Origin of the sequence: Alkalihalobacterium alkalinitrilicum (assembly GCF_002019605.1) — a bacterium.
In the GTDB taxonomy this organism is placed as follows: Bacteria; Bacillota; Bacilli; order Bacillales; family Bacillaceae_F; genus Alkalihalobacterium; species Alkalihalobacterium alkalinitrilicum.
In genome coordinates, this window is the sequence record NZ_KV917368.1 from 953,071 (window position 1) to 977,148 (window position 24,078).

The 24,078-nt window shown below is 36.9% G+C and carries 30 protein-coding genes and 2 pseudogenes; 23 read left to right on the top strand and 9 right to left on the bottom strand.

The features are described 5' to 3' along the window. The first annotated feature begins 10 nt into the window (after positions 1–10). From BK574_RS04530 to BK574_RS04555, 6 genes are all read left to right on the top strand, one after another. Complete coding sequence (locus BK574_RS04530) at positions 11–1,066, top strand: hypothetical protein (RefSeq protein ID WP_078427691.1); 1,056 nt, start codon at positions 11–13, stop codon at positions 1,064–1,066. Beyond that, positions 1,066–1,623, top strand: a complete 558-nt coding sequence (locus tag BK574_RS04535; RefSeq protein ID WP_078427692.1) for a hypothetical protein — start codon at positions 1,066–1,068, stop codon at positions 1,621–1,623. The genes BK574_RS04530 and BK574_RS04535 overlap by 1 nt, the downstream gene beginning before the upstream one ends. A gap of 137 nt (positions 1,624–1,760) precedes the next feature. Next, positions 1,761–2,321 (top strand): GNAT family N-acetyltransferase, encoded by a 561-nt coding sequence (locus tag BK574_RS04540; RefSeq protein WP_158211532.1) that lies wholly within the window; start codon positions 1,761–1,763, stop codon positions 2,319–2,321. 176 nt (positions 2,322–2,497) lie between these two features. Continuing rightward, complete coding sequence (locus BK574_RS04545) at positions 2,498–2,989, top strand: DUF2975 domain-containing protein (protein WP_078427694.1); 492 nt, start codon at positions 2,498–2,500, stop codon at positions 2,987–2,989. Positions 2,990–2,998: 9 nt separating this feature from the next. Continuing rightward, complete coding sequence (locus BK574_RS04550; protein WP_078427695.1) at positions 2,999–3,220, top strand: helix-turn-helix domain-containing protein; 222 nt, start codon at positions 2,999–3,001, stop codon at positions 3,218–3,220. Between the two features lie 62 nt (positions 3,221–3,282). Continuing rightward, positions 3,283–4,074 (top strand): DUF817 domain-containing protein, encoded by a 792-nt coding sequence (locus BK574_RS04555; protein ID WP_078427696.1) that lies wholly within the window; start codon positions 3,283–3,285, stop codon positions 4,072–4,074. A gap of 126 nt (positions 4,075–4,200) precedes the next feature. Here the strand turns inward: BK574_RS04555 and BK574_RS04560 are convergent, their stop codons facing one another. Continuing rightward, positions 4,201–5,154 carry an arsenic resistance protein gene (locus BK574_RS04560; protein ID WP_078427697.1) on the bottom strand — a complete coding sequence of 318 codons (954 nt, stop codon included), beginning with the start codon at positions 5,152–5,154 and terminating at the stop codon, positions 4,201–4,203. A 440-nt stretch (positions 5,155–5,594) separates the two neighbouring features. Here BK574_RS04560 and BK574_RS04565 point away from each other — a divergent pair, with 440 nt between their 5' ends. Continuing rightward, positions 5,595–5,963 (top strand): hypothetical protein, encoded by a 369-nt coding sequence (locus tag BK574_RS04565; protein ID WP_078427698.1) that lies wholly within the window; start codon positions 5,595–5,597, stop codon positions 5,961–5,963. 120 nt (positions 5,964–6,083) lie between these two features. Continuing rightward, positions 6,084–6,275, top strand: coding sequence for a hypothetical protein (locus tag BK574_RS27330; protein WP_078427699.1), 192 nt, complete (start codon positions 6,084–6,086; stop codon positions 6,273–6,275). Between the two features lie 130 nt (positions 6,276–6,405). Here the strand turns inward: BK574_RS27330 and BK574_RS04575 are convergent, their stop codons facing one another. Together BK574_RS04575 and BK574_RS04580 are read right to left on the bottom strand one after the other, a co-directional pair. Beyond that, a complete protein-coding gene (locus BK574_RS04575) occupies positions 6,406–6,882 on the bottom strand; it encodes a universal stress protein (RefSeq protein ID WP_078427700.1) in 477 nt (158 codons plus the stop codon). A 475-nt stretch (positions 6,883–7,357) separates the two neighbouring features. Further along, entirely contained in the window at positions 7,358–7,651 is a 294-nt protein-coding gene (locus tag BK574_RS04580) for an SAV0927 family protein (protein ID WP_078427701.1), read from the bottom strand. A 351-nt stretch (positions 7,652–8,002) separates the two neighbouring features. On the opposite strand from BK574_RS04580, the gene BK574_RS28255 reads away from it, so the two are divergent. The 5 genes from BK574_RS28255 to BK574_RS04595 all read left to right on the top strand — a co-directional run bounded on the left by BK574_RS28255 (position 8,003) and on the right by BK574_RS04595 (position 12,034). Further along, entirely contained in the window at positions 8,003–8,281 is a 279-nt protein-coding gene (locus BK574_RS28255; protein ID WP_238457950.1) for a beta/alpha barrel domain-containing protein, read from the top strand. After that, on the top strand, positions 8,278–8,772 hold the full coding sequence (locus tag BK574_RS28260) for a beta/alpha barrel domain-containing protein (RefSeq protein WP_238457951.1): 495 nt from the start codon (positions 8,278–8,280) through the stop codon (positions 8,770–8,772). Before BK574_RS28255 ends, BK574_RS28260 begins: the two co-directional genes overlap by 4 nt. A 47-nt stretch (positions 8,773–8,819) precedes the next feature. Beyond that, positions 8,820–9,245, top strand: a complete 426-nt coding sequence (locus BK574_RS28265) for a beta/alpha barrel domain-containing protein (RefSeq protein ID WP_238457952.1) — start codon at positions 8,820–8,822, stop codon at positions 9,243–9,245. 827 nt (positions 9,246–10,072) lie between these two features. Next, entirely contained in the window at positions 10,073–11,533 is a 1,461-nt protein-coding gene (locus BK574_RS04590) for a SulP family inorganic anion transporter (RefSeq protein ID WP_078427702.1), read from the top strand. An 81-nt stretch (positions 11,534–11,614) separates the two neighbouring features. Then, complete coding sequence (locus BK574_RS04595) at positions 11,615–12,034, top strand: universal stress protein (RefSeq protein WP_078427703.1); 420 nt, start codon at positions 11,615–11,617, stop codon at positions 12,032–12,034. A 208-nt stretch (positions 12,035–12,242) separates the two neighbouring features. Here BK574_RS04595 and BK574_RS04600 read toward each other — a convergent pair. Then, positions 12,243–12,662 (bottom strand): annotated as a pseudogene (locus BK574_RS04600) (transposase); the annotation flags it as partial. A 75-nt stretch (positions 12,663–12,737) separates the two neighbouring features. On the opposite strand from BK574_RS04600, the gene BK574_RS04605 reads away from it, so the two are divergent. Continuing rightward, positions 12,738–13,970, top strand: a complete 1,233-nt coding sequence (locus BK574_RS04605) for an IS91 family transposase (protein ID WP_078427704.1) — start codon at positions 12,738–12,740, stop codon at positions 13,968–13,970. Then, positions 13,948–14,208, top strand: a complete 261-nt coding sequence (locus BK574_RS04610) for a hypothetical protein (protein ID WP_142247897.1) — start codon at positions 13,948–13,950, stop codon at positions 14,206–14,208. Before BK574_RS04605 ends, BK574_RS04610 begins: the two co-directional genes overlap by 23 nt. A 32-nt stretch (positions 14,209–14,240) precedes the next feature. Here the strand turns inward: BK574_RS04610 and BK574_RS04615 are convergent. The 5 genes and pseudogenes from BK574_RS04615 to BK574_RS04630 all read right to left on the bottom strand — a co-directional run. Then, a pseudogene (locus BK574_RS04615) lies at positions 14,241–14,977 on the bottom strand (IS256 family transposase); the annotation flags it as partial. 14 nt (positions 14,978–14,991) lie between these two features. Beyond that, positions 14,992–15,465 (bottom strand): tyrosine-type recombinase/integrase, encoded by a 474-nt coding sequence (locus BK574_RS04620; RefSeq protein WP_158211533.1) that lies wholly within the window; start codon positions 15,463–15,465, stop codon positions 14,992–14,994. Between the two features lie 25 nt (positions 15,466–15,490). Continuing rightward, on the bottom strand, positions 15,491–15,628 hold the full coding sequence (locus tag BK574_RS29145) for a helix-turn-helix domain-containing protein (protein ID WP_078427706.1): 138 nt from the start codon (positions 15,626–15,628) through the stop codon (positions 15,491–15,493). Then, a complete protein-coding gene (locus BK574_RS29360; protein WP_476559213.1) occupies positions 15,625–15,999 on the bottom strand; it encodes an AAA-type ATPase lid domain-containing protein in 375 nt (124 codons plus the stop codon). Before BK574_RS29360 ends, BK574_RS29145 begins: the two co-directional genes overlap by 4 nt. Then, positions 15,939–17,600 (bottom strand): sigma 54-interacting transcriptional regulator, encoded by a 1,662-nt coding sequence (locus BK574_RS04630; protein ID WP_078427707.1) that lies wholly within the window; start codon positions 17,598–17,600, stop codon positions 15,939–15,941. The genes BK574_RS29360 and BK574_RS04630 overlap by 61 nt, the downstream gene beginning before the upstream one ends. A gap of 304 nt (positions 17,601–17,904) precedes the next feature. On the opposite strand from BK574_RS04630, the gene BK574_RS28705 reads away from it, so the two are divergent. From BK574_RS28705 to BK574_RS04670, 8 genes are all read left to right on the top strand, one after another. Beyond that, on the top strand, positions 17,905–18,093 hold the full coding sequence (locus BK574_RS28705) for an AMP-binding protein (RefSeq protein WP_078427708.1): 189 nt from the start codon (positions 17,905–17,907) through the stop codon (positions 18,091–18,093). 2 nt (positions 18,094–18,095) lie between these two features. Continuing rightward, positions 18,096–18,290, top strand: a complete 195-nt coding sequence (locus BK574_RS28710) for an AMP-binding protein (RefSeq protein WP_078427709.1) — start codon at positions 18,096–18,098, stop codon at positions 18,288–18,290. Positions 18,291–18,327: 37 nt separating this feature from the next. Next, positions 18,328–19,305: an AMP-binding protein gene (locus tag BK574_RS28715; RefSeq protein ID WP_078427710.1), complete on the top strand. Its 978-nt coding sequence runs from the start codon at positions 18,328–18,330 to the stop codon at positions 19,303–19,305. A 104-nt stretch (positions 19,306–19,409) separates the two neighbouring features. Then, positions 19,410–19,913 carry a hypothetical protein gene (locus BK574_RS04650; protein ID WP_078427711.1) on the top strand — a complete coding sequence of 168 codons (504 nt, stop codon included), beginning with the start codon at positions 19,410–19,412 and terminating at the stop codon, positions 19,911–19,913. A 1-nt stretch (position 19,914) separates the two neighbouring features. Further along, a complete protein-coding gene (locus BK574_RS04655; protein WP_078427712.1) occupies positions 19,915–20,781 on the top strand; it encodes an alpha/beta fold hydrolase in 867 nt (288 codons plus the stop codon). 116 nt (positions 20,782–20,897) lie between these two features. Then, positions 20,898–21,221, top strand: a complete 324-nt coding sequence (locus BK574_RS04660) for a hypothetical protein (RefSeq protein WP_158211537.1) — start codon at positions 20,898–20,900, stop codon at positions 21,219–21,221. A gap of 200 nt (positions 21,222–21,421) precedes the next feature. Next, positions 21,422–22,426, top strand: coding sequence for an LLM class flavin-dependent oxidoreductase (locus BK574_RS04665; RefSeq protein WP_078427714.1), 1,005 nt, complete (start codon positions 21,422–21,424; stop codon positions 22,424–22,426). Positions 22,427–22,502: 76 nt separating this feature from the next. Beyond that, the gene (locus BK574_RS04670; RefSeq protein ID WP_078427715.1) at positions 22,503–24,023 is read left to right on the top strand and encodes a class I adenylate-forming enzyme family protein; all 1,521 of its coding nucleotides are present in this window, start codon (positions 22,503–22,505) and stop codon (positions 24,021–24,023) included. Positions 24,024–24,078: the final 55 nt, after the last annotated feature.

Consider the following 24,078-nt stretch of genomic DNA (forward strand, 5'->3'; position numbering starts at 1 on the left):
GAAAAAGCATATGTTAAAGATTTTTTATAGAAGAGAAGATAGTCAATTGCGGATGATCAAAGATGGGAAGCAAGAGGTACTGACGGTACGCTCCAGCCCCTATTATTACGTTTCAGAAAACGGAGATTATGTTATTTATCGCGATCAAGCAAAGCATTTCCCAAAAGAGGACCTCTATATCCTGTTCGAGGGCAAGAAGCCAAAACAGGTTGGCACAAATGTACATCTTATCCACGTATCTCCAGAAGCAGATCTTGTTTTGTTCATCGATAAATATGCTAACTCTGATTATCAAGGCTCTTTATATATGATCGAAAATGGTGAAAAGAAAACGTTTCTTGACCGTAACGTTTCTGGAACAGTAATCGTCATAGAAAAGGGAGATCGTCTCTTCAAGGTTCTTTACACGAAATATAATAAGAACTTAACGAATACAATCTGTGTAATTGATGAAACAGGTAAAAAGCATGTATTAGGGAAAAAATTTAAAAATATACGTTTTTATGCGACCAAACAAGATGAAATTCGAACGGTCGCTGAAGTCGAACGCTATAAAAAGAATGTGCAAGAACTTGAAACGTATGTTTTCCACGATGAACAACTGATAGGGACGAACCTTTGTGGATATCGACAAAATGACTCCAAAGATACAATCACGTTTAATGAGGAAACGGTTGCTTTGCAACAAGAACATTTTCGTAAAGTGTACTTTCACGAAGACTCAGATGACATTGTTTTTCAATTTGCGAATCATACATCTAGTCGATATTTTATAGCTAATGAAATTGCGAAACGCGCAAAGTGGAATGTTCTACTCGAAAGTCCGTATGAAAAGGATGACAGTATCAATCATCTAGCATGCTTTTCCATGGATCAAGTTGAGGATATTTTGCTGCTTCATTATACATTGACAACAGGCATTGACTTTTTGTTTAGTCATAAGCTATTTGGAGTAAATGTGGAGCAATTAGTTAAACATACTGGTGCTATATTTGGAAGATACGGCACAGACTACGCCAAAATTATGGATCCAGGGTTTATGGACAAAGACACGATGAAAAGATAATGTTTCGGCACATCCAAAAAACGCTCATGGACGTCCATCAATTTTCGTATCGTCGTGAGTTAAAAGCATATCTGCAAAGGACCTATTTAGTGCCTTTACACGATCAGTATGGAAAAGCGATGAATTTTTACAATAAATATATTCAATCTAAAGAAGGTGAGATAAAACTTGCCGATCAAATGAAGCAAGTAGAGGAAGACCTTATCTTCAAGGGGCAAATCCCGACGAAATGGAAATCCGAAGCAGAAATGTTTAGAATCATTAAACAGGAATACCCTACCGCGCAGATGCATGCCTCTCCAGGTTGGCTCAGTCCACAGCATTTAGATGTTTATATTGAAGATATGAACATCGCTTTTGAATACCAAGGCTCTCAGCATTTTCTGCCAGTTGAATTTTTCGGCGGCGACGACGCTTTGAAAAAACGGTTGCAGCTTGACCAAAGAAAGAAAGAATTGTGTGCCGAGCACGGAGTGAAACTTGTAGAATGGATGTTTCATGAGCCTGTCACGAAACTAATCTTAAAGCAAAAAATGAAAGCTGCAGGAAGAAAGTAAAGAAGCAGGGATATACCGTTTACTAATTTATTGGTACGAACAAAATAAAGGGCCCCTTTAAACGGTCCTTAAATACTGATAGAACATTGAAAAGATTGATGTAGAATAGGACAACAAGTTAGATGGGAGAAATCCTTATGAAAATTATAACCGTTTGTAATTGGGATGATAAACTTTGGCAGGAGGTGAGCGCCCTCTATTTGGATGCATTTGGAAAAAAGGGGGCAAAGCCGACTAAGATCATCAAAAATATGTTTGCACAAGGAATTGCCGAGCTTCATGTAGGTTACAACGAAACTGCAGCGGTTGTTATGGCTCTCACAGGGAAACTCGTAGCTGACGGTGTGATGATCATTGATTATTTGGCGGTATCTGAAAAAGAGTGCGGTCATGGGCTCGGCAACCAATTTGTTGATTACCTGCGACAGAAAGCAGTCGCTGAGGGGTATCAGAAATTATTAATTGAGGCCGAGTCAACGGAAACACCAGATAATAGAAGGCGTATCCACTTTTGGCAATCATGCGGTTTTCTACTCACGGAGTATGTCCATCACTACATTTGGGTCCCTGAAACTTACCATGCCATGTACCTCCCTCTCATTTCCGATTCGAGGAAGATAACTGGAGAAGAACTGTTTGTGTATATTAATACCTTTCACAGGCTATCGTTTCGTGGAGGTGGGAAGGAGAAGAGGTAGAGCTCCAATTTAATAGTTTGAAGTTATAGAGCATTTCGCTGTATTGAGGAATGCTCTTTATTTTGTCTGAAATTAAAATACAACAATAATAATATAATTAATTTCAATAATAATTTATTGTAAAACGATAAATTCTATGCTAAATTAAATTGACAATTGATAAATGAGGTGTTTTTATGGAACGAAGTTCAACACTCTTTTTAAAGGTAGCTGTTATTTTTATTGGCATTCCAGTTCTTGCTTTGTGTCTATTTTTGTTGCCACAGATAGCAAATGAAGCAAATGAAGCGGCAAAAAGAGGCTCAGATTTGGCTTATGTGGTATATGGAATTTTAATGGTTATGTACGTTTCGACCATCCCATTTTACTTCGCTTTGTATCAATCTTTTAACCTTTTAACCTATATTGACAAGAACCAAGCTTTCTCGGAATTATCTGTAAGAGCTCTAAAGAAAATCAAAATCTGTGCTATCACAATCAGTGGCTTATATGTGGTAGCTATACCATTTGTCTATATTTTAGCGGAGGTAGATGACGCACCAGGTCTGATAATCATCGGAATGGTCATGATTTTTGCTCCCATGGTGATTGCTGTATTTGCGGCTGTTCTCCAAAGACTTTTACAAGAAGCTATTAATATAAAATCAGAAATTGATTTAACGGTCTGAGGTGAAAACATGGCGATTATCATCAATATTGATGTAATGTTGGCTAAAAGGAAAATGAGCGTAACAGAACTTTCAGAGAGGGTTGGAATCACGATGGCTAACCTTTCCATATTGAAAAATGGAAAGGCAAAGGCGATCAGGTTATCAACTTTAGAGGCGATTTGTAAGGCTTTAGACTGTCAGCCTGGAGATATTTTAGAATACCAAAGTGAAGAAAACACTCAAGATTAATAAAGTATGATTATTTACCATAATAAGACTAGATTCAGAAAAACCCGTTGGAGGCACAAAGCATGAGAGCACTAAAACAACTCGTTCGTTTTGGTTGGGAGCAAGCCCTATCATGTTTGTTTCCTGTCGTTATCTTTGCCTCTTTGGCTTTTACACAAATCATGCCACTTCCCTTACTACCACGGTATGACTGGCTGCTTGTCATTTGCCTTTTGATGCAGTGGTGGATGGTTCGTACTGGGCTTGAAACACGGGATGAGCTAAAGGTTATCACACTTTTCCACCTTATAGGGCTTGCTCTTGAAGTCTTCAAGGTACATATGGGCTCCTGGTCTTATCCAGAGGAAGGATATTTCAAAATTTTTGGAGTGCCTTTGTATAGCGGGTTTATGTATGCAAGTGTAGCGAGTTATCTTTGCCAAGCGTGGCGAAGATTGAAGGTTGAACTTATTAAGTGGCCACCTTTTTTGGTAGTTGTACCTCTTGCAGCTGCGATTTATTTGAATTTTTTCACCCACCATTATTGGATTGACATTCGCTTTTGGTTATCAGGACTTGTAATAATCGTCTTTTGGCAATCATGGGTCTCATACGAGGTTGATGGAATTCGTTACCGTATGCCACTCGTACTTTCTTTTGTGCTCATTGGTTTTTTTATATGGATAGCCGAAAATATCGCAACGTTCTTCGGAGCTTGGGAATATCCAAACCAAACCGATGCATGGAGTCTCGTTCATTTAGGAAAGCTGAGTTCATGGCTCTTATTAGTAATTGTTAGCTTTCTTATAGTCGCATCGTTAAAGCAAGTAAAGGGAAAAAGTTCTACTAGAGTCGATACTAGTCAATTTTTATAAAAGTTAAGAACCTTTTATAGAAAAGTCGGACCTTAAGCTATTTAGCTTTCGAGAATTTATTGCAAAAAGTGTAAAATCGTTTAGAAGATCTCCCAAATTAAAATAAAGTTTGGGAGATTTTTATTTTCACTGATTTTTGCTTTTATTAAAAAATAATAGAAGTTGAGTAATAATGGCTAAGATAGGCAGTTCCAATAATGGACCTATAACTAATACTAAGGCAATCAAGGGTTGGTCAGGGAATGCTGTCATAGCAATTGCCAAAGCAATCGGTGAGTTTCTTGCTAATGTAGTCAAACTTAAGCTGGTTCGATCTGAATACGAATATTTCATAACATGCCCTACCTTTTGACCAACGATAAAGTTTATAACAAAAAACAAAAGCAGTGGAAGTGTTATTAGCCATAATAAATCTAAGTTATCAAGTAATAATTGTCCTTGAGTAGCGAACATGGCAACGATTGCAAGACCTAGGAAGATAATTGGGAACACACTTAGATTGGAGATGAGGCTTTCACTTAATTGTTGCTTGTTTTTCAAGAACAATTTTGTTAGAACTGCTAAGACCAAAGGTATGAATAAAACAATTAGAATACTTTCTACTAGAAATCCTAACTCAATAACTCCAGTGGTTCCACCAAAAATCAGGAGATATAAAGGCAATAATATGACTTGTAAGATTAAATTCAAAGGCAAGATCGCCGTTGATAGTGCAACATTTCCTTTTGCAATTCCTGTGAAGATTAAGTACCAATCCGTACATGGAGTGACCATTAGCATAATAAATCCAATATATAAGGCAGGATTGTTGCCTAGAAATATCATTGCTAGCAGCCATGCTAAAATAGGTGTCCAGACAAAATTTATGATCACTGAAGTGTATGTAAACTTGATGTTTTTAAAGGCTTTCTTTATTTCCTCAATAGGAATTTGTAAGAAAGTAATATATATCATAGCTACTAATAAAGGAACTATAAAGCTTTCCGCGTTAGTTCTAATGAGTTCTACCTGTCCTATACCTATACCGATCATTACTGCTGAAAAAATAATAAGGGTATACAATTTCTCAAATAAGTTCATTGTGTATCACGACTTTCCAAAGCCAATTTTAATGCACACATAATTTTATCATAATTTGATAGTGAAGTAGTTTTGGTTATTCAATTTAAAAAAATAAAGAACTGAAGTGGTTTTTTGTATGAATTGCTTTCTGGCACCGAAGAACCACAAAACGAATTGACTTTCCACCTTCAGTACTGCTGTGCATCAGAATTTACGAAGTATGTCGAAAATAAACGTGTAATGCGTTTAGAATCTGTAAGAGGAAATAGATGAAGTAGAAATAATCCATCTTTACCATTTAACTCATCACGAGTTAAATGGTTTTTTACTGTTTCGACATTTTTCAGGGCGTCACTGTGAATGAACAACGGGGCAGGATTATTAATTTTGAACAAAGAAATATACTTTTCTAACATTAGAGAAAGTATGCCGAAGTGAATAATTTGTTAGGAGGATGTATGAGGACAAATAAAATACAAAACTGCATAAAAAGACATATATTAGATAAATTTCATTTACTCAAAATCGAAGAGTTAGACTTGTCTCAGCAAGCAATGAATGAATTTGATGAACTTTATAAACAATATCTGCTAGTAGGAGAGGGTAATTTAATTTCTTATCATAGTAAGTACCCAATATATCAATTTTTAAATTACATCGTTGAGACTAAAAATGTATTAGTACACGGCTCTAATAGCTCCGCGATCAATAATTTTACTCCAAAAGATAGTGCGCTTTTTAATGGTAGACCTGTTAAAGCGGTTTTTGCTACAAGCGATGGCGTGTGGTCATATTTTTTGCTGTCAAGAACAGAAGAGGATATATAGGTTCTTTAAGAAATCTATGCTTGACAGTTCCAACAAAAAAAAGGGATCAGGCGTTATTATTATTTTTCTATTAATAATCAAAATGTTCATGATATTTGGACAAGTGGAACAATTTATTTTTTGCCAAAAAATCTCTTTAAACCAGGTGGGACTAGGGATGAGTGGATATGTGAGCAAAGTGTAAAGCCACTTGCGAAGTTATCAGTTACTCCAACTGATTTTCCCTTTTTAGAGAAAATCAGCACACATGCAGAGACTGAGCCAGTATTAAAAACCATTATCAAAGCCTTTTTTAATAAAAAGCCACAATAGTTATTCAGGGTAAATAGAGTATGAACTTATATCAGTTGCTTACGAAAGGTTTGTAATACTTAATTTAAAAAAACCATTTAACTCATCATGAGCTAAATGGTTTTTTACTGTTTCGACATTTTTCGGGGCGTCACTGTGACTTAGCACTGAAGTAAGCGCTTACATTTCGAGACTTATTGAACTCTTGTGCTTTTACAATCATGACAGGAGATGTAGCGCCTTTGGCAACTTTATGACTAACACTACCAACTAATAATTCCTGTAGTTTATTTTTTCTACCGTTACCAACTATGACAAGGTCAAAGTATCCTTCATTTGCGTATTTGACGAGTGCAGATCCAGGCTCTCCCCGAAGGAAGCGGGTCCTGTAGTTAATTCCACTAGCTTTGATTAATTCAACAGTTGACTGAATTTTTTCTTGTCTTTGTTTATCAAGTTCATTCGAATTCCAATTCTGTAATATATCTGTTTTCGCATTAGAGAATTCAATTACATAAACAATATAAATGGTTGCATTCTGAGTAGATTGAGCGACATTAATGGCTGTTTTTGCAGCATGAAAAGCATTCTCTGAACCGTCAGTAGCTAGAAGAATTTTTTTAAACACATTGCACCTCCTCAAAAATTTCAGAACTGAAAACTTCGGAAATAATGTTGTCCTACTTTAATCTTATATTGGAAATTACTCTTATATTACTAGAATATTCAGTTCGTTTAACGATGTGCTTCTTGACAGTAATTATTAAACTCTGAGCTATGAGTACCTTTTGCCGAATAGGATATGTCTTTTTCTTTATGGACATTATTCCTGGCTCCTATACGTAGTTTCAAAAAATACACGGTGGGAAAGTGTACTTCACAGATTTAGTTGTATACCATCACGAAAAAGTTGTTGCTTACCGTATAAGGTAAGTGCAACAACTTGTCATATTTCTTTTATTAAGAGATGACTTTATTTTTTCCTGTTCCTTTACATATAGGGCAAGGAGTTTTTCTCTTAAAGAAAAGAAAGTATCTCAATGTTTCAATTCCTTTACCTTTACAAGGATAGCATAAAGAAAAGATCGCCATGTTTAACCTCCTTATGAATATTCTTCAAAATGATTAGACCTTGGAATTTTCGATAGTAATAATGCGGATATTTCATGAGCTGAAGGATCTTCTTTAATATGAAAAGCCTTTTTAATAACGGATATGTTTCGTACGTCATCGAAGTCTAATAAAGTGGATTTGCCAGTTTGGAGACATATCACCATGGTCTTTCCAAAAAATTGTTCTGAAAAAACAAGGGTGAAATTATATATCCTTTCTTCAGTAGCGTAGCCAAGGTGTTGAACGTTTGAAAATTCGTCCACCGCATAGATTGATTCAAACAATAGCAACGACTCCTTTCAGCTATAAGATAGGGGGGGGAAAATAATGATCGTACAATTAATTAAATATTCTAAAAATTAAATTAATTTAATTATAAAACAAAAAGTAACATTTGTGTAGTAATTATGTAAATTTATATCCCATTAAAAATAATTAGTTTTAAGAAATAAAGATTATAGGAATGTAGGAACTCACAATAATTACAGAAGTAAATGGGATACTATTTAAGTATAGGTTCTCTCATTGTAAACTTTAATTTGAAATGAACTGCTAGCCAAGAAGGTACATACTCTTTCTGCTAAGCTTGAGAGGGTCGAAACTTAAAAAGCTTGTCATAATTAAGGAGAGGTTATATGAGTATCAATCAGGAACGTAACCTTGCATTACATGTAGATTATTATTTACCACGATGGATGTATATTTATTGGAAGGAAAATCAACATCAACAGCGTGTGGTGTTTGATGCTTTTTACCGTAAAAATCCATTCAAAAATGGTTACTCTGTTTTTGGTGGAACATTAAATATAATTAACATGCGGAGGTTAGAGGTCTTGCAGAACAGCCTACGATCCTTGAAGGAGGAGCGCGACGGGCGCAAGGAATTGACGCTGCCTATTATGGGACAAGAATGAGTTATATTGCAGGATTTTCAAGTACTAGTCTCTGTTCAGCAGCGATGGATTTTGACGTTCCTGTTGGTGGAACGATGGAACACGCAGATATTCAGTTTGCCGAAAGTGAAATTGAAGCGTTTCGTACGTACGCCAACGTTTTTCCAGATGAATGTGTATTTTTAGTCGATACGTACGATACGATACACAGCGGAATCCCGAATGCAATAAAAGTTGCTAAAGAGCTAGAAGCAAAAGGATATCTTTTAAAAGGGATAAGAATTGATAGTGGGGATCTTGCTTACTTATCGAAACAAGCAAGAAAAATGCTCAATGAACAAAACCTTGATTACGTAAAAATCATTGCTTCTGGTGACTTAGATGAATATGTGATTTCTGCGTTAGCGATACAAAAAGCGAAAATCGATGTATTTTTAATAGGAACGAAAGGATCACAGCTTATGAACAACCAGCGTTTGGTGCAGTCTACAAAATTGTCGCTAAAGAAGTAGATGGTACGTACGTCCCGCTAATTCAGATATCATCAAGTCTTGAAAAAGTGACGACGCCTGGTTATAAAATTCCTTATCGAATTATTGACTCAAATACAGGTAAATTTAAAGGAGATTATGTCGCTCTTCAAGAAGAGGATGTAAAGTCATTACAAGAAATCGAACTAAATGACGTAAGAAGCCCCGAATTTAAAAATAAAGTGATCAAATTCCAAGTAAAGGAATTGTTAAAGTCTATTTACATAAAAGGTCAACTCGTTTATGAAATACCTTCAACACAGGAAAGTAGGAACTTTCATAAAACGCAACTGAATGGTTTATGGGATGAATACAAACGAAAAGATTACCCTGAAAAATATTCGGTTACTTATAGTGATCCAGTCTTAAGGTCCAAGATAAAATTAATTGAAGAGAAACGCAGAGAAACAAAAAAAATAGATCATCCACGGTGGTTTAAAGCAAATGAAACTTAGAAGCCTTATGAATGAAAGTAAGTCCAACTAATAGTTGGACTTACAAAGGAGGAATTAGTGGCCCCACTAAATGAACATGAAACAGCGCTGGAGGCTATTCTTAAACTTTTAAAGAGGCCAATGAGCCTTTTATTTATTATATGAAACTGATTAATAAATATGATTAAAAAACTAATCTGCAGACGAAATGTACATATTTTTTATTATTCAAATACATCGTCAAGCCATAGTAGTAGAGAACAAACTCTTATTTTAATTTGTTGTTTGACTCAATTCTACCGCATCAAGATGGGTAATATCATGTTGACAGCTTGGGCAAAGCCAAGTTTCTTCGTTCGATCCACAGTATGATGTTGTACCACATGATTCACAAATTTTTTTATACATAATATGTCACCCCTTTAATTATTAGAAAATAAATAACAGATATTTGAATTATAATTGAATGTATTATAACCAAATCTAATTAATTTTATATAAGTACTCATTTCGCTAATCTGCAAATGCTTTGCTACTGTGATACTGTTAATTAGATTTATGGATCAGAGTGATATCTGATCCTTCTTCATGAATTTAAAAGCACAAAAAAAAAGGTAAATTATGCATAAAGAAACTATTTAATTTAATAAAAAATGTCGATTTTGTGAATATGACATAAAAAATACGAAAACAAGAGTATTCGTTAGAAAACAAGCTATGACATACGCTTACATGAAGATTTCTATTTCAGTTGAAACGTGATAATATCACTTTGTTAACAACGGACCCGATTTTCGTGAGAGTCGAAAATCAATATGAAAAAATAAAATAAAGGGAGAGATGCAGCATTGGATTTACAAGCAATTAAAAAAGAATGGTTCGGTAATGTGAGAGGTGACGTATTAGCTGGGATTGTTGTTGCTTTGGCGTTAATTCCTGAAGCGATTGCCTTTTCCATTATCGCTGGTGTAGACCCTATGGTTGGGTTATATGCATCCTTTTGTATCGCAGTTGTTATTGCCTTTGTCGGTGGAAGACCAGGGATGATTTCAGCTGCCACTGGAGCGATGGCACTACTCATGATTACATTAGTTGCAGAACACGGACTTCAGTATTTATTAGCAGCAACGATTTTAACAGGTATTCTTCAAATATTATTCGGAGTATTTAAGCTTGCGAGATATATGAAGTTTGTTCCTCGTTCTGTTATGGTAGGTTTCGTTAATGCACTAGCTATTTTAATTTTCACGTCTCAACTTCAACATTTCGTAGGTGAGACGTGGATTATGTACTCGCTAGTTGCTTTAACACTAGCGATTATATATATTTTACCGCGATTTACAAAAGCAGTACCATCAACGTTAGTAGCGATCATTGTTGTTACAGCAATAGCGATTATTGCTAACTTTGGAGTACGAACGGTTGGTGACATGGGAACATTAACTCAATCTTTACCAATGTTTATGATTCCGCAAATTCCATTAAACTTTGAAACTCTTATGATTATTTTTCCTTATTCTTTAGCGCTTGCGTTAGTTGGTATACTTGAGTCACTTTTAACAGCGTCCATCGTTGATGATATGACCGATACAGACAGTGATAAGAATAAAGAAAGTCGTGGACAAGGAATTGCTAATATTGTTACAGGATTCTTCGGGGGGATGGCTGGTTGTGCAATGATCGGTCAGTCTGTGATTAATGTAAAATCAGGAGGAAGAGGTCGCTTATCAGCGTTAGTTGCTGGAGTGTTTCTAATGTTTCTTATTGTTATGTTAGGTAATCTAGTTGTACAAATTCCTATGGCTGCGCTAGCAGGTGTTATGATCATGGTTGCGATTGGAACATTTGATTGGAATTCATTAAAAACGATCCATAAACTTCCAAGAACGGATGCGATTGTTATGGTTGTGACCGTTGTAACTGTAGTTGTCACACATGACTTAGCAAAAGGTGTTTTTGCAGGAATTATTTTAAGTGCCATCTTCTTCGCAGCGAAGATTTCGAAGGTTCATGTTACGAGCATGATGGCTCATGGTGGTAAAAAGAGAGTATACCGTGTTCGCGGTCAAATTTTCTTTGCATCTGTAACTGACTTTATTAAGAACTTTAATTTTAAAGATGATGTAGAAACAGTAGAGATTGATTTATCAGAAGCTCATTTATGGGACGATTCCGCGGTTGGTGCTCTCGATAAAATTGAAATGAAGTTTGATCAAAATCAAATTAAGGTTGAGTATACAGGTTTAAATAAAGAAAGCTCAAAATTAATGGACAAAATGGGTGGAGCTTCAAAGGCTTCAGGACATTAGTGATCAGAAAAGCTATATCATTTGTGGTATAGCATTTCCTTTAAAAAGATAAAAAGAGATATTTAGGGGAGTAGTGATAACATGTTTCGACGGATACTAGTAGCAGCAGATGGTTCAGATCATTCTTTACGAGCAACGGATAAAGCGATTGCAATAGTGACTGGTAGTGATGATGCTGTGATTGAAGTCGTCTATGTGGTGGATGGTGCAACATCAAAAGCGGATGTCCTTCAAAATAGAGGATCGTTTGAAATCGCGAATAAAAGAAAAGAACGACTTCAAGGGATTGTAGAGAAGTTAGAGGCATCAGAAGTTCAATATGAAATTAAAACACTTCACGGGGAACCAGGTCCTACTGTTGTTGACTATGCTAATCAACATGAATTTGATTGTGTTTTATTAGGAAGTAGAGGACTTAACAAACTTCAAAGCATGGTACTAGGAAGTGTCAGTCATAAAGTCGCTAAACGCGTGAAATGTCCAGTCATGATTGTAAAATAATACTGCAAATGAGGATGCAACAAATCGTTGGGGAGTATAAATTATTTTGTGTAAATGGGAATTGCACTCAATAAACTAAGAAGGCTTTACATGGAGAGGCGGGCATGATAGGCTTGTCAGCCAGGCGATACTTTTTTCAAAGGATCGCCCCATCGCCAGAAATCCATGCCCGTAGAGGCTCCATGTCAAGCCGGAACTTTATAAACTGCTATGCAGATAGTTCCGACTTAAGCCGATCTTCAAAATAAATGGCTAGCTGTGATATACATTCTTTCCAACCTATTAGGGGCATAGTCCATTTTTTTGATACTTCCATGGTAGCTAAATAAATAATTTTCCTTAAAGCCTCATCCGTTGGATAGGCTGTTTTTGTTTTGGTTACTTTTCGTAGCTGTCTATGATAACCTTCAATAATATTGGTGGTATAAATCATTTTTCTAATGGCAGGTGGATAAGCAAAATAAGCGGTCAACTCAATCCAGTTCGCTTCCCAAGACCTGATAATAATTGGGTGCTTCTTGCCCCATTTTTCCTTAAACTCTTCAAAGGCTAGTTCGGCCTCTTCCATCGTTAAAGCTTGATAGACTTTCTTTAAATCTGCCATCACTTGCTTTTGTTCTTGTATAGGAAATTATAAAATTCTTAATCTGTGGATAAGTGTGTTGTAAAATAGAATTAAAAAAATCAGGAAGGAAACGGTACAGTGAAGAAGCAAGGTATTGTTAAACAAATTTTGAAGGATCACTTTGATGGATTTTGGAAGCTACACAATAACTTATTTCCAGAAAAACTACAAAAGGATATTCAAGAAACAGTGGAAAAAGCGATGCGTTGTGGATCTAGTGATACGGGATATGCAAAGTACGAGTGTTTAGGGTGTGAAGGGAATCCAGACCCTGTTGTCGTATGTTTTACAGGTAAGAGTCGTTTTTGTCACAGGTGTGGAAAGAAATATACAGATGAATGGACCGAAAAACAAGTGGAATGTATATTAGATGTCCCTCATCGTCATATGGTGTTCACTGTACCAAAAGAGCTTCGCCAGGTGTTCTTTAAAGATCGTAAAAAATTAAATGAGTTAGCTAAAGAAGTAGCACAAGTATTTGATTTTTGGTATAAGAAGAAAAATAAGAAAAGACAGTTAGAAGTTGGTGTCATAACTGTTATTCACACATTCGGAAGAGACCTGAAATTTAACCCACATATTCATGCATTGGTTACTGAGGGCGCAATTGATAAGGAGAAGGAATGGGTTCCAATTGATTTCATTCCTTATAATTATTTGAGAAAGTCTTGGCAAAAATTATTGATGGATTTAATGATGAAATGGTTTCCAAATCGAGCCGATGTTAAACAGTTAGTTGATCAGCTATACATACGGTACCCTCATGGCTTTTATGTGAATGCAGAAAAAAAGATGAAGAATGCGAAAGGAGCTGCCAAATATATCGGGAGATATTTAGCTAGACCAGCGATTGCCGAATATCGAATTGAAAAGTATCACTATAACTCTGTTCACTTTTGGTACGAAGATCATCAGACTGGCAAAAAGATCGATAAAAAAGTGTCTGTTTATCGGTTTATTTATGAGCTCATTCAACATATACCACCAAAACATTTTCGAATGGTAGGACGGTTTGGTCTGTACAGCCGTCGAAAAAATACGCAGTCAAAAAAGATTATAAATGTGTGGAACTTTATGCGTACGAAACAGATTGAATTTCTCTTTGAACAAAAGAGAAGAAAGAAAACATACCGTCAACGAATGATGGAAGCTTTTGAAACTGATCCTCTTCAATGTCCGCACTGTAAAGGGAAAATGGATCTAGTAGGAATATGGCATTCGGAGTATGGCTGGGTCTATCATTATATGGACGAAATTGAAATGATCAAACATTGGAGGAGAAGAAGGGATGAGCGAGAAAAAGCAGGATAAACAAAAGCTAGAAGAAGATGACTTATTTAAGGACATTGGAGACTGGCTTGACTTAAGTGAAAAAGAAGAGTTCATAATATTTAAGTGTATTGATTGTGGCTGTATCGATCAGGTTCCTGCGTTTATTATTGGTGAATTTTCCTATGATTTAGAAGAAGGGGAAGAAGTAGAATTAGAGTGTCCAGAATGTAACGGCACATTACGAGTAGCGAGTGAAAGTCCCGAAGTTAATGAGTAACTTCGGGACGTGATTAAGTCGCGTTAGCGATTTTGTTCTTTGTAAGAAACATATTTCATAGAGTTACGAATTTGATGGATTACACATAGTTGAATTTCCGTTTGAGGAAAGACGGAATTAATAGCTTCAGAAAACCCTGAAAGACCATCTTTACAAGCAATCAAGATGTCCTCAACCCCTCGATTTTTCAAGTCTGTACATACGCCTAGCCAAAAGCTGGCACTCTCATTCTCGCCGATCCAAATGCCGAGAATTTCTTTATGACCTGAGACAGTTATACCTAAAACACTATACGCAGCCTTATTGATAATTCGGTTGTCTTTACGCACCTTAAAGTGAATGGCGTCTAAAAAAACAATCGGATATACACGATCTAAAGGACGCGATTGCCACTCTGAAATCAACGGCATAATCTTATCCGTCACCTTACTGACCATCGTAGGAGAGACATCTATGCGATAGATATCATTCATGTGAGATTAAATATCCCTAGTCGACATACCTTTAGCGTAAAGAGCGACAATTTGATCTTCAAGTCCGTTCGCCGTTGTTTCATTTTTAATGTTTTCTTACTATAGCCATTTCTACTATTCCCTGTATGATCTCCTTAAGCGTCGTGCTTTTTATAGCCTAACTGATTTTCTATTTCAGCTTCAAAAACCTCTTGAATTGTATCCTTAAATAAGTTTTTTAACATGGCGTGGACATCTTCAACAGTACGGCATTCTTTTGCCAATTCCTTAATTGTTTTGTTTCCATAGTCTTGCATAAATGATCATCTCCTTATTGGAAAGTATAACCATTTACACAAAACTTCTTACGCTCTCCCCGGTTAATTAGATAATAAGCTAACCCATCATCAAGTTTTTTATAAAGTGTATTAAGTAAAACTTGACTTTCATTAAAGTTTAGATGTTTATCAATAGGTTTTTTAGATTGTACTGTCCAAGTTAACTGGGACTTCCTAGTGAAATCGTGCCTTACAATTTCCTCTTCCATAGCATCTTGAACACAAGATCGAATATGTGAATGAACTTTTTCTACGGTTTCTGGAGACTTAGTAGAACCAAATTTATTTAAGAATAATTGGTAATCATGGCGATTAACCTTCTGGAAAGGAGTATTTCCAAAATGACTCTTAATTGCTTTTGAAGTATATTGATAATTATACTTTGTTGAGCCACTTAATTTGGACTTATAAAGATTTACCCACTTATCAAAATAGTCATCAAATGGCTCTAGCTTTAAATGTGGCAAGATCCCCTTAATCCTCCCTGCTATATCAAACCTCAATATTATATTTTTTCATTTTTGAATATAGCCAGGTCCGGCTGATTCCCAGGATTTTGCTGGCGGTAGTTTTATTTCCATTTCCTTGTTTTAATGCTTCCAAGATTAATTCTTTCTCTTTTAGATTCACGTTTTTTTGTAATCTAGAGGGTAAGGTGAAGTGTCCTCTTCATCGACATTCGTGTATTCTTCAACTGTAAAATCGATTTCTTGGTGTTTTAGAATGTAATCAGGCAGTTCTGGAACATCTATATATCCATCTGTATTTTGATTTGCAGCCCGTTCAATCACATTTTGGAGTTCCCGGATGTTTCCGGGCCATTTGTATTTTAGCAGCGCGTTTAATGCGGAAGAGGTAATCCCTCTCATATAAAAGCCAGAATGATTCAAGCGTTCAATGATCGCATCAGTAATGGCTGGTATATCTTCTTTGCGTTCTTTTAGCGATGGGATATATTTAGCCTTAGGATATTTAACCGGTAATAGAGGTCCTCGCGAAATTCACCTTTTTTAATCATTGACTCAAGATTTTTATTAGTGGCTGCAATGATTCTAATATCCAGCTTTATTGTTTTATTGCTTCCTACTGGTTCAAATTCTTTTTCTTGCAGTACCCTTAACAGTTTTGACTGCAGGTTTATCGGCATGTCCCCAATTTCATCCAAGAATAACGTTCCATTTTGCGCAAGCTCGAATTTCCCTTTTTTGCCTCCTTTTTTTGCGCCGGTGAATGCGCCGTCTGCATATCCAAAAAACTCTGATTCTAACAAATCTCCAGGGATTGCTGCGCAGTTTACTTTGATAAAAGAACGGGGAAGTGATGAGGCGGCATGAATGCCGTGGGCAAATAATTCCTTGCCGGTCCCGCTTTCACCGATTAACAAAACGGTCGACCTGCTTTGGGAAGCTGCAAAAGCCTCTTTCTTTACTTTCTTTATCTTACTCGAAGTACCAATAATGTCTACAATGGAATATTTGGTGCCGCTTTCATTTTTTGGGTCATTTTTCACGATTGTCATATTGTCTTCTAATTTACTAACTTTGTTTAAAGCGTCTTGAAGTTGTTTAAGGCCTCGGAAGGTGATTTTGCTTACAACGCCGCCAATTTCCCCATCATTGTCAAAAGGTAAATTGGTTACCAGACATTGCTTTGCATTAATAATTTTTGAAATTCCGCTTAATGGGATTTTCATTTCAAGAACTTCTTTGATCCCTAAATCAGGAAAATTATTGAAGATTGATTTTCCAAGCAGCTTTTTTTCGATGGTGGAAAAGAGTTCGCAGAACCCTTTGTTTGCCATGGTAATGACGCCGGATTCATCTACTAATACAATGGCGTCATAAGCTGATTCTACTAATGTCCGGAGTTTCTCTTCCCATTGTTTGGTTATTTGGAGTTCATTTACTAATTCTTCGATATTGGTTAAATAGTCAATGATCACCATTACACCTATTAACCTTTTGTTTTCGTATAAGGGATAACAGTCAATTAAAAAGCTGTATCCATTTACATTTAACTTCTTTTTAGGAGATTTTTCTCTGTTAACAATCGTGTATTGAATCATTTCCTTGATCATTCTGTTATTCTGGAGAAACTTATTCTCGTTAAACTGAAGTATATCTCTGGCCATGGGGTTATTGGCGGTCACCTTCATATTTGTATCCACTGATAATAAACCAAACTGCAGTCGGTCAAATAATAGCTGGAGTTGTGATTGAAGCATGTCGAGGGTTTTCGTATAACCATATAAAATTTGAGAAGTAGAAACAATGCCAATTACTTGTTTTTGATTGTTTACAACAGGAGCATGTCCGATCATATGTTGTAACAGTTGTTGTCTAATTTCTAAAATGTCCGTATCCGGATATACATAAATAGGATTGAAATTTATGAATGGCTTTATCATGTCTGTGAGGGAGGATCCATTCGAAATTGCTTTTATTATTTTGTTCTTTTTAAGGATTCCGATCAACCCGTTCTTTTCGTCAACAATCGGAATGATATTTAAGTTGTATTTTGAAAAAATTTCAAAAGTTTCAATAAGCGGCGTGTTCACTATACAAGATTGGAAAGAATCAGTCATGATTTCTTTAACCTGCAAACTTTTCACTCCTTTATAAGCCCTATTTGAATCCTTTTTCAGTTTTAATCATGTTCAATCTTGTAGAAACTCTTGAATGGTTTTGTTAGTTAAAATGAACATTATTGTTTACACAGTGTTTATTAGTTGTTGTCTATTGATTACATTAAACCAAATATTATCGGAGTAGTAAATATATTCAGAATATAAATTTTGAATTTTCAAAATAAAAAAGAACGGTCCTATCAAGTGTATGATGCTTTTTTTATAAAATGGCATAGTAATTGCATTTATTAAAGTGAAGAATCCAACTGGAGGAATGAGGATGAATATTGGCAATCTACATTCCGGATTAGCCGTCCATGCTTATAATAAACCGGATGAGGAAGCAATTGTATTTTACAATGAGTCAAGAACGTATAAGGAGCATTATGAACGAGTCAACGCACTCGCTCATTCATTAGTGAATCTTGGAGTAAGAAAAGGCGACCATATTGTCAGAAAAACCGAATAGAAATGGTTGAAATTCTTTATGCGGTTTCTGCAGCTGGAGCGGTTGCGGTTCCGATTAACTATATGATTGAAGGAGAGACGCTCCAAACATTAATCCATAACTCTGATGCTCACTATCTTTTTATCGAAGCAGAAACGTTGTCAGCTTTTGAAAAAGTGAAAACCCATTGCCATAACCTATCCGTACATTCCATATGAACCTTTTTTAGCGAAGGGATCGATTGAGCCGTCAAATGTGGAAGTGGATACGAATGATGTTGCTGCTATCCTTTATTCGTCCGGGACGACTTCTTTGCCTAAAGGAATCGTCATTACTCAGGGGAATCAAGTTTTCAGGGCTTACTCCTTTGCAATAGAATGGAGCCTTAACTACAATGATGTCATTTTAGTAACGGTTCCCATTTATCATTCAATGGGTCATTTATACGCGTTCTATGTCAGCTTATTGGGATGCAAATTGATCATTACAAGAAATTTTCAGGAAGAAAACACGTTACGTTTGATTCAAGATTACAAAGTTACATCTGCCTTTTTTGTGCCAACACAATACATTTTGATGCTTGAATCGCCTTCATTTCATCAATATGACCTCTCTTCGTTACGTTTGCTTGTGTCAGCAGGAGCGCCGATGACAGAAGTGACGAAAAAGCGTGTCATTGAGAACTTCAATTGTAAGTTTACCGAATTCTACGGAACTACAGAGGTAAGCCCATTAGCCATTTTGCGGCCTAAGGATGTTTTACGGAAATCAGCCAGCGTTGGGCAGCGTCCGTCCTTTATGGTAGTCCGTCTTCTTGATAAGAAAGGAAACGAAGTCGCTATCGGGGAAGAAGGGGAATTTGCAACGAAAGGGCCTTCAATATTTTTGGAATATTATAAAAATAACGAGGAAACGGAGAAAGCCAGGACACCAGACGGGTTTCATCGTACTGGAGATATGGAAAAGCTGCATTTGAACCGGGTTTGCGAATTGTTAGAAATAGATGTGCCCGTAATTGAAGGAGGGCTCGCATATGTCGGGAACGGCTTACTTGCTGCGGCTGTTTCGAACGGAGGAGGTTTTGGCCAGGTTGGCTCAGCCGGCCGTACACCTGAAAATTTCGAGGAAGAGATTCTTTTAGTTAGAGAAGCAACCGAAAACCCTTTTGGCGTAAACATTCCTATAGTCAGCATACAGACTATACACCTTATTTGGAAATCATTAAAAGCATAAGAAACTGATCAAAGCTGTAAGTTTAACCTGCTAGGAATTCAGACGAAACAAAATTGGATCATAATGCTCAGACCTGAAAGGGGGTGGTTAGAAGAGATTATTGGATGCCGCTGAACAATGCGACAAGTGGAAACGGACGGTTCGTGAAAAGAAAAGTCGTCAAAAAGAAAGGGGAGAGGAAGCAAATGCAGGTACAAATGACGGACACAGAGTGGATTGACAATTTCCAACAACGGATAACGGAAGATCTGGAAGTGAAATTGAATACACAGTGGGCCAGGTTTAACTGCCTGATCGAGATTGGGGACTGGAATTATCTATTAAAAGTTAATGATGGAGACATCAAGTTAATAGCAGACCCAAACACAGAAGAGCCGTGGGATTTTGCGGTTCGCGGCAGCGGTGATGCTTGGCAGCGCTATACAAGTGGGGATACGGATCCCGAGTACCGCGACCCGCTTGTCATGATGATGCAAGGTGGTATGAGCGTAACGGGAGAAATAAAAAGTCATCTGGTTATGGAAGGGAATTACCAGAAGTTATACGCAAATTTACAGCCTCTGTATGTGATACTCTCCAAAATTCGCACGACCAAGGAGGTGGCTTAGGATGGCTAAAGTAGAGCCAATGATCGGAAGATACGTCCACGTCAATGTGGACGGGATCGAATACCGGACTTACTTCGAGTCAAACGGTTCGGGGATACCACTGGTCTGCCTTCACACGGCGGGCGCGGATGCGCTTGAGTACCGGCACTTGCTGGCCGACGAAGACGTCACGAAAAATTTTCAGGTCATCGCTTTCGATATGCCTTGGCATGGGCGTTCCCTGCCGCCTTCAGGCTGGTGGGAGAACGAGTACAAGCTCACCCAACAGTTTTACATGGACTTCATCATCGCGTTTTCTGAGGCACTCGAACTCGACAGACCAATCCTGATGGGCTGCTCTATGGGCGGCTACGTGATGTTGGACATCGCTCACAAGCACCCAGGGAAATTTGGAGGGCTCATCGCCTTACAGCCCCGCGACTTCGAGCCTGCGTGGGCCGAGATGTCGAAGTGGATGGTGCATCCAGAGGTCAACCCTGCGAACGTCATCCGTCCTCTGATTCGGAGCCTTACTTCATCACATGCTCCAGAGGAATATAGGCGGGAAGTCGAGTGGATTTACGCTAGATGCGGTCCAGGGGTTCTCAGCGGCGATTTCTATTACGCCTCCAAGGATCACGACGCTCGCCCATTCCTTGAAGAAATCGACGCGGAAGAACAAGGGCTTTATGTTATAGGAGGCGATGAGGACTATAGTTGCTATCCTGAGCACACCGACAAGCTCGAGGCTTCCATCAAGGGGTTGAAGGTGACGCGCATGCCAGAAGTCGGCCACTTCCCGCCTTCGGAGCACCCTGAAGCCTTTAAACAAGCCCTCATGCCCATACTGAATGAACTTCGTTCTTCGTACGAGAAGAAGACCGTGTAGACGCGTTCCACGGGAGGGCCGTTTCAGTCCTTCCGTGCTCCAACGTAAGTGCCGGTTTTGGCCAGTCTTGGCAGTAGGTGTAGAAAAGATGTTTATTGGAAATACAGCAAATTCGATTGAAGCTTAATCAACTGCAACAGATATTGAAGTTTGTGGAAATATCTGTTGCAGTTTACATCAATATTCGCCATGAACATAAGAAAAAAATGGATAAATATGGCTGGTCAAAGGAAGATTTAGCGCTAGTTGCTGAAAAAAACTCATATAATGGCTCATTAAACCCCTATGCACAATTTAAAAAGCCTTTTTCAAAGGAAGAAGTTCTAGCTTCTAAAATGATTGCTGATTATATTATTTATGTTAACAAATATAGAGGTGTATTATTAAGTATCGATAACAATGAAAACAACGATTTCCTGATAAGTAGGCACTATATGTAACTTTCAAAAGAACAAGAGTGAGGTTGTACTTATGTTGTAAATAAGTATGGACATGTAAGTTTACACGTCTGTTAAGTATTATTGACAGAACATATTGAAAATTAAATTAAAATTGTAACATTACTTGAAAACGATTTAAAAGTGGAATGGCACGATTCTTGCATTAATATAGTTATATAACATTTATAAGGAGGTTGATTATGAAACTGTCCCTTTGGTTAATCACTCAAAAAACACCTATCAGTAAAGTAACCGAATTAGCAGAAAAAGCTGAGAAAAATGGTTTTGATGCAGTATGGTTTGCTGAAGCATGGCGAGAAACTATTGTACCATTAACAGCAATTGCTATGAAAACTAAAACGATAAAATTTGGTTCTGGTGTTGGTCAAGTTTTTCCAAACAATCCAACAACATTGGCTTTACAAGGAACTAATCTTCAGGAACTTTCGGATGGCCGGTTTGTCTTGGGCTTAGGCTTAAGTACACCTTTTGTTGTCGAGAATTGGTATGGAAGTCATTATGGTCGGCCACTAAGACAAATGCGAGAATCTATTGAAATCATAAAAGGGATACAGACCTCTAAATCCGGCAACCGTTTTAATTATGAAGGTGAATTATTTAAAATTAAAAAATACAAATCACCAGTAGAATTAGAAAAACCATTTCCAGTTTATATGGCAGCGATAGGACCTAAAATGTTACAACTAGCTGGTGAAATTGCTGATGGTTTAGTTATCGGAGCCCTACATTCACCTAGATATTTATCGGAAAACGTTTACCACAATCTTAAAATTGGGGCGGAAAGGTCAGGAAGAAACCTTGATGATCTCAATATCATATATGGACAGATATGCTCTATATCCCAAAACAGAAAAGAGGCCTATGATAGAGCGAGAAAATCTATAATGTATACTGCTCAGTATCCTCATTATCAAACAGTAATGCAACAAGAAGGATTTACTGAAGAAGTTGAAGCAATTAGTCAAGCTTTAGAACAAAAAGATTATGATAAAGCAGCTACTTTAATTACTGACAAGATGGTTGATCATTTTTCTATAGCCGGGGAACCGGATGAATGTAAAGAGAAGTTACTCAGATATAGTGATTATCCAGGTATACCCATGTTAACTTTAATTCCGTTCAAAGTTAGTGAAGAAGAAGTAATCGATAATATGGAGCTAATTCTAGAAACCTTTAAAAAATAAAACTATATTATCAGATTTAATAGACGATGAGGTTATTGGAAATGACTGGTGATATAAGCTTTTATGGAGGTCAAATATGTTAAGGCAATTTTGGAGAAATACCGTTGAAAGTTACAGCGAACGACCATTCTTGAAGTTTGGTAATGAACAATATACTTATGAAGAATTTGATAGAATAACTAACCAATTGGCAAATGGATTACTTAACTTAGGTTGCAAAAAGGGAGATAAGGTAGCTTTACTTTTTAGAAATAGCCCAACTTATCTTCAATGTTTCATTGCAATTAATAAGATCGGTGCTATTTCAATACCTCTAATTAATGGCTCAACTTCAGAAGAAATTAAATATGTAGTAAATCATTCAGAAAGCCAATATTTATTCACAGACGAAACAAATTATAAAAATGTTATTGGTATAAAAAAGGATTTGAATCATTTACAAAAGATTATTCTAGTAGATGATACAAATAATGATGAACATTCTATTACATCATTATTAAGTAGTAGTGCTGAGGAACCTAAGGGTATTCTATCCAAACCAGCAGACCCAATGGCAATTATGTATACGTCTGGTAGTACTGGGAGACCAAAAGGAGTCGTTTTACCGAATTCTAGTTTTTCTTCCTGTGGAAAAGGATTATCTAAAAGGCTAAACTACAAAAAAACAGATACTATTCTTTGTGCAATACCTTTGTTCCATGCAGCGGGAACTCATATGTCCATAGCTGCTGCTATAGCTTGTGGTGCTTCAGTTTCTCTTGTTGAAAAATTTAGTGCCAGTACATTTTGGGAAACAGTAGATAAACATCAAGTTACGAAAGCAATCCTTTTGCCAACAATGGTATCTATTCTATTGAGTTTACCGAAAAAAGATAATGACCGAGATCATTCTTTAAACCTTGTTGTTTCTCATATTCGCCCTAAAGAATTTATGGAGCGCTTTGATGTTGATATTTGCTTAACGTGGGCACTAACTGAAATTGGTGGTATGGGAACACTAACCTACCCAAGCTACGACCGGTATGAGCCTCAGATTATTGGGTGGCCGTTTCCAGATAATGCCCAAGTCAAAGTAGTTGACGAAAACGGAAGTGATCTCGGGCCAAATCAAGGGGGTGAACTAGTATTTTATCATCCAGATATCATGCTAGAGTACTATAAAAATGAAACTGCTACGAAAGCAACATTAGAAAATGGGTGGTTAAAAACTGGTGATGTAGGGAGAATTGATCAAGAAGGTAGAGTATATTTTGAAGGAAGAATAAAAAATGTGATTAAAAGATCAGGAGAAAATATTTCAGGTGAAGAAGTAGAATTTACGATTATGTCGCACCGTGCTGTAGAAGAATGTGTAGTTTTTAGCGTTCCAGATAAGATTAGAACGGAAGAAGTTGCTAGTTTAATCGTTGTAAGACACCACGCTGAATTATCCCCTGACGAAGTAGAAAAGTGGTGTAAGGAGAAATTATCAGACTGGAAGATACCAAGATATATTCAACTAACGTATGCCCCGTTACCAAAACTTCCAAATGGGAAGATAGATCGTAACAGCATAAAATACAACATTTCGGAAGCGTGGGATAAAACAAAAAATTAGCAATCGAGAAAGTTACACTATAACTGAATTATTAATGAAGCTATAGGGGGTGATT

Excerpts from the sequence above, each read along its gene's own strand:
- BK574_RS04530 (WP_078427691.1), top strand. The coding sequence starts at position 11 with ATGTTAAAGATTTTTTATAGAAGAGAAGATAGTCAATTGCGGATGATC.
- BK574_RS04535 (WP_078427692.1), top strand. The coding sequence starts at position 1,066 with ATGTTTCGGCACATCCAAAAAACGCTCATGGACGTCCATCAATTTTCG.
- BK574_RS04540 (WP_158211532.1), top strand. The coding sequence starts at position 1,761 with ATGAAAATTATAACCGTTTGTAATTGGGATGATAAACTTTGGCAGGAG.
- BK574_RS04545 (WP_078427694.1), top strand. The coding sequence starts at position 2,498 with ATGGAACGAAGTTCAACACTCTTTTTAAAGGTAGCTGTTATTTTTATT.
- BK574_RS04550 (WP_078427695.1), top strand. The coding sequence starts at position 2,999 with ATGGCGATTATCATCAATATTGATGTAATGTTGGCTAAAAGGAAAATG.
- BK574_RS04555 (WP_078427696.1), top strand. The coding sequence starts at position 3,283 with ATGAGAGCACTAAAACAACTCGTTCGTTTTGGTTGGGAGCAAGCCCTA.
- BK574_RS04560 (WP_078427697.1), bottom strand. The coding sequence starts at position 5,154 with ATGAACTTATTTGAGAAATTGTATACCCTTATTATTTTTTCAGCAGTA.
- BK574_RS04565 (WP_078427698.1), top strand. The coding sequence starts at position 5,595 with ATGAGGACAAATAAAATACAAAACTGCATAAAAAGACATATATTAGAT.
- BK574_RS28255 (WP_238457950.1), top strand. The coding sequence starts at position 8,003 with ATGAGTATCAATCAGGAACGTAACCTTGCATTACATGTAGATTATTAT.
- BK574_RS28260 (WP_238457951.1), top strand. The coding sequence starts at position 8,278 with ATGAGTTATATTGCAGGATTTTCAAGTACTAGTCTCTGTTCAGCAGCG.
- BK574_RS04595 (WP_078427703.1), top strand. The coding sequence starts at position 11,615 with ATGTTTCGACGGATACTAGTAGCAGCAGATGGTTCAGATCATTCTTTA.
- BK574_RS04610 (WP_142247897.1), top strand. The coding sequence starts at position 13,948 with ATGAGCGAGAAAAAGCAGGATAAACAAAAGCTAGAAGAAGATGACTTA.
- BK574_RS28705 (WP_078427708.1), top strand. The coding sequence starts at position 17,905 with ATGAATATTGGCAATCTACATTCCGGATTAGCCGTCCATGCTTATAAT.
- BK574_RS28710 (WP_078427709.1), top strand. The coding sequence starts at position 18,096 with ATGGTTGAAATTCTTTATGCGGTTTCTGCAGCTGGAGCGGTTGCGGTT.
- BK574_RS04650 (WP_078427711.1), top strand. The coding sequence starts at position 19,410 with ATGCCGCTGAACAATGCGACAAGTGGAAACGGACGGTTCGTGAAAAGA.
- BK574_RS04655 (WP_078427712.1), top strand. The coding sequence starts at position 19,915 with ATGGCTAAAGTAGAGCCAATGATCGGAAGATACGTCCACGTCAATGTG.
- BK574_RS04665 (WP_078427714.1), top strand. The coding sequence starts at position 21,422 with ATGAAACTGTCCCTTTGGTTAATCACTCAAAAAACACCTATCAGTAAA.
- BK574_RS04670 (WP_078427715.1), top strand. The coding sequence starts at position 22,503 with ATGTTAAGGCAATTTTGGAGAAATACCGTTGAAAGTTACAGCGAACGA.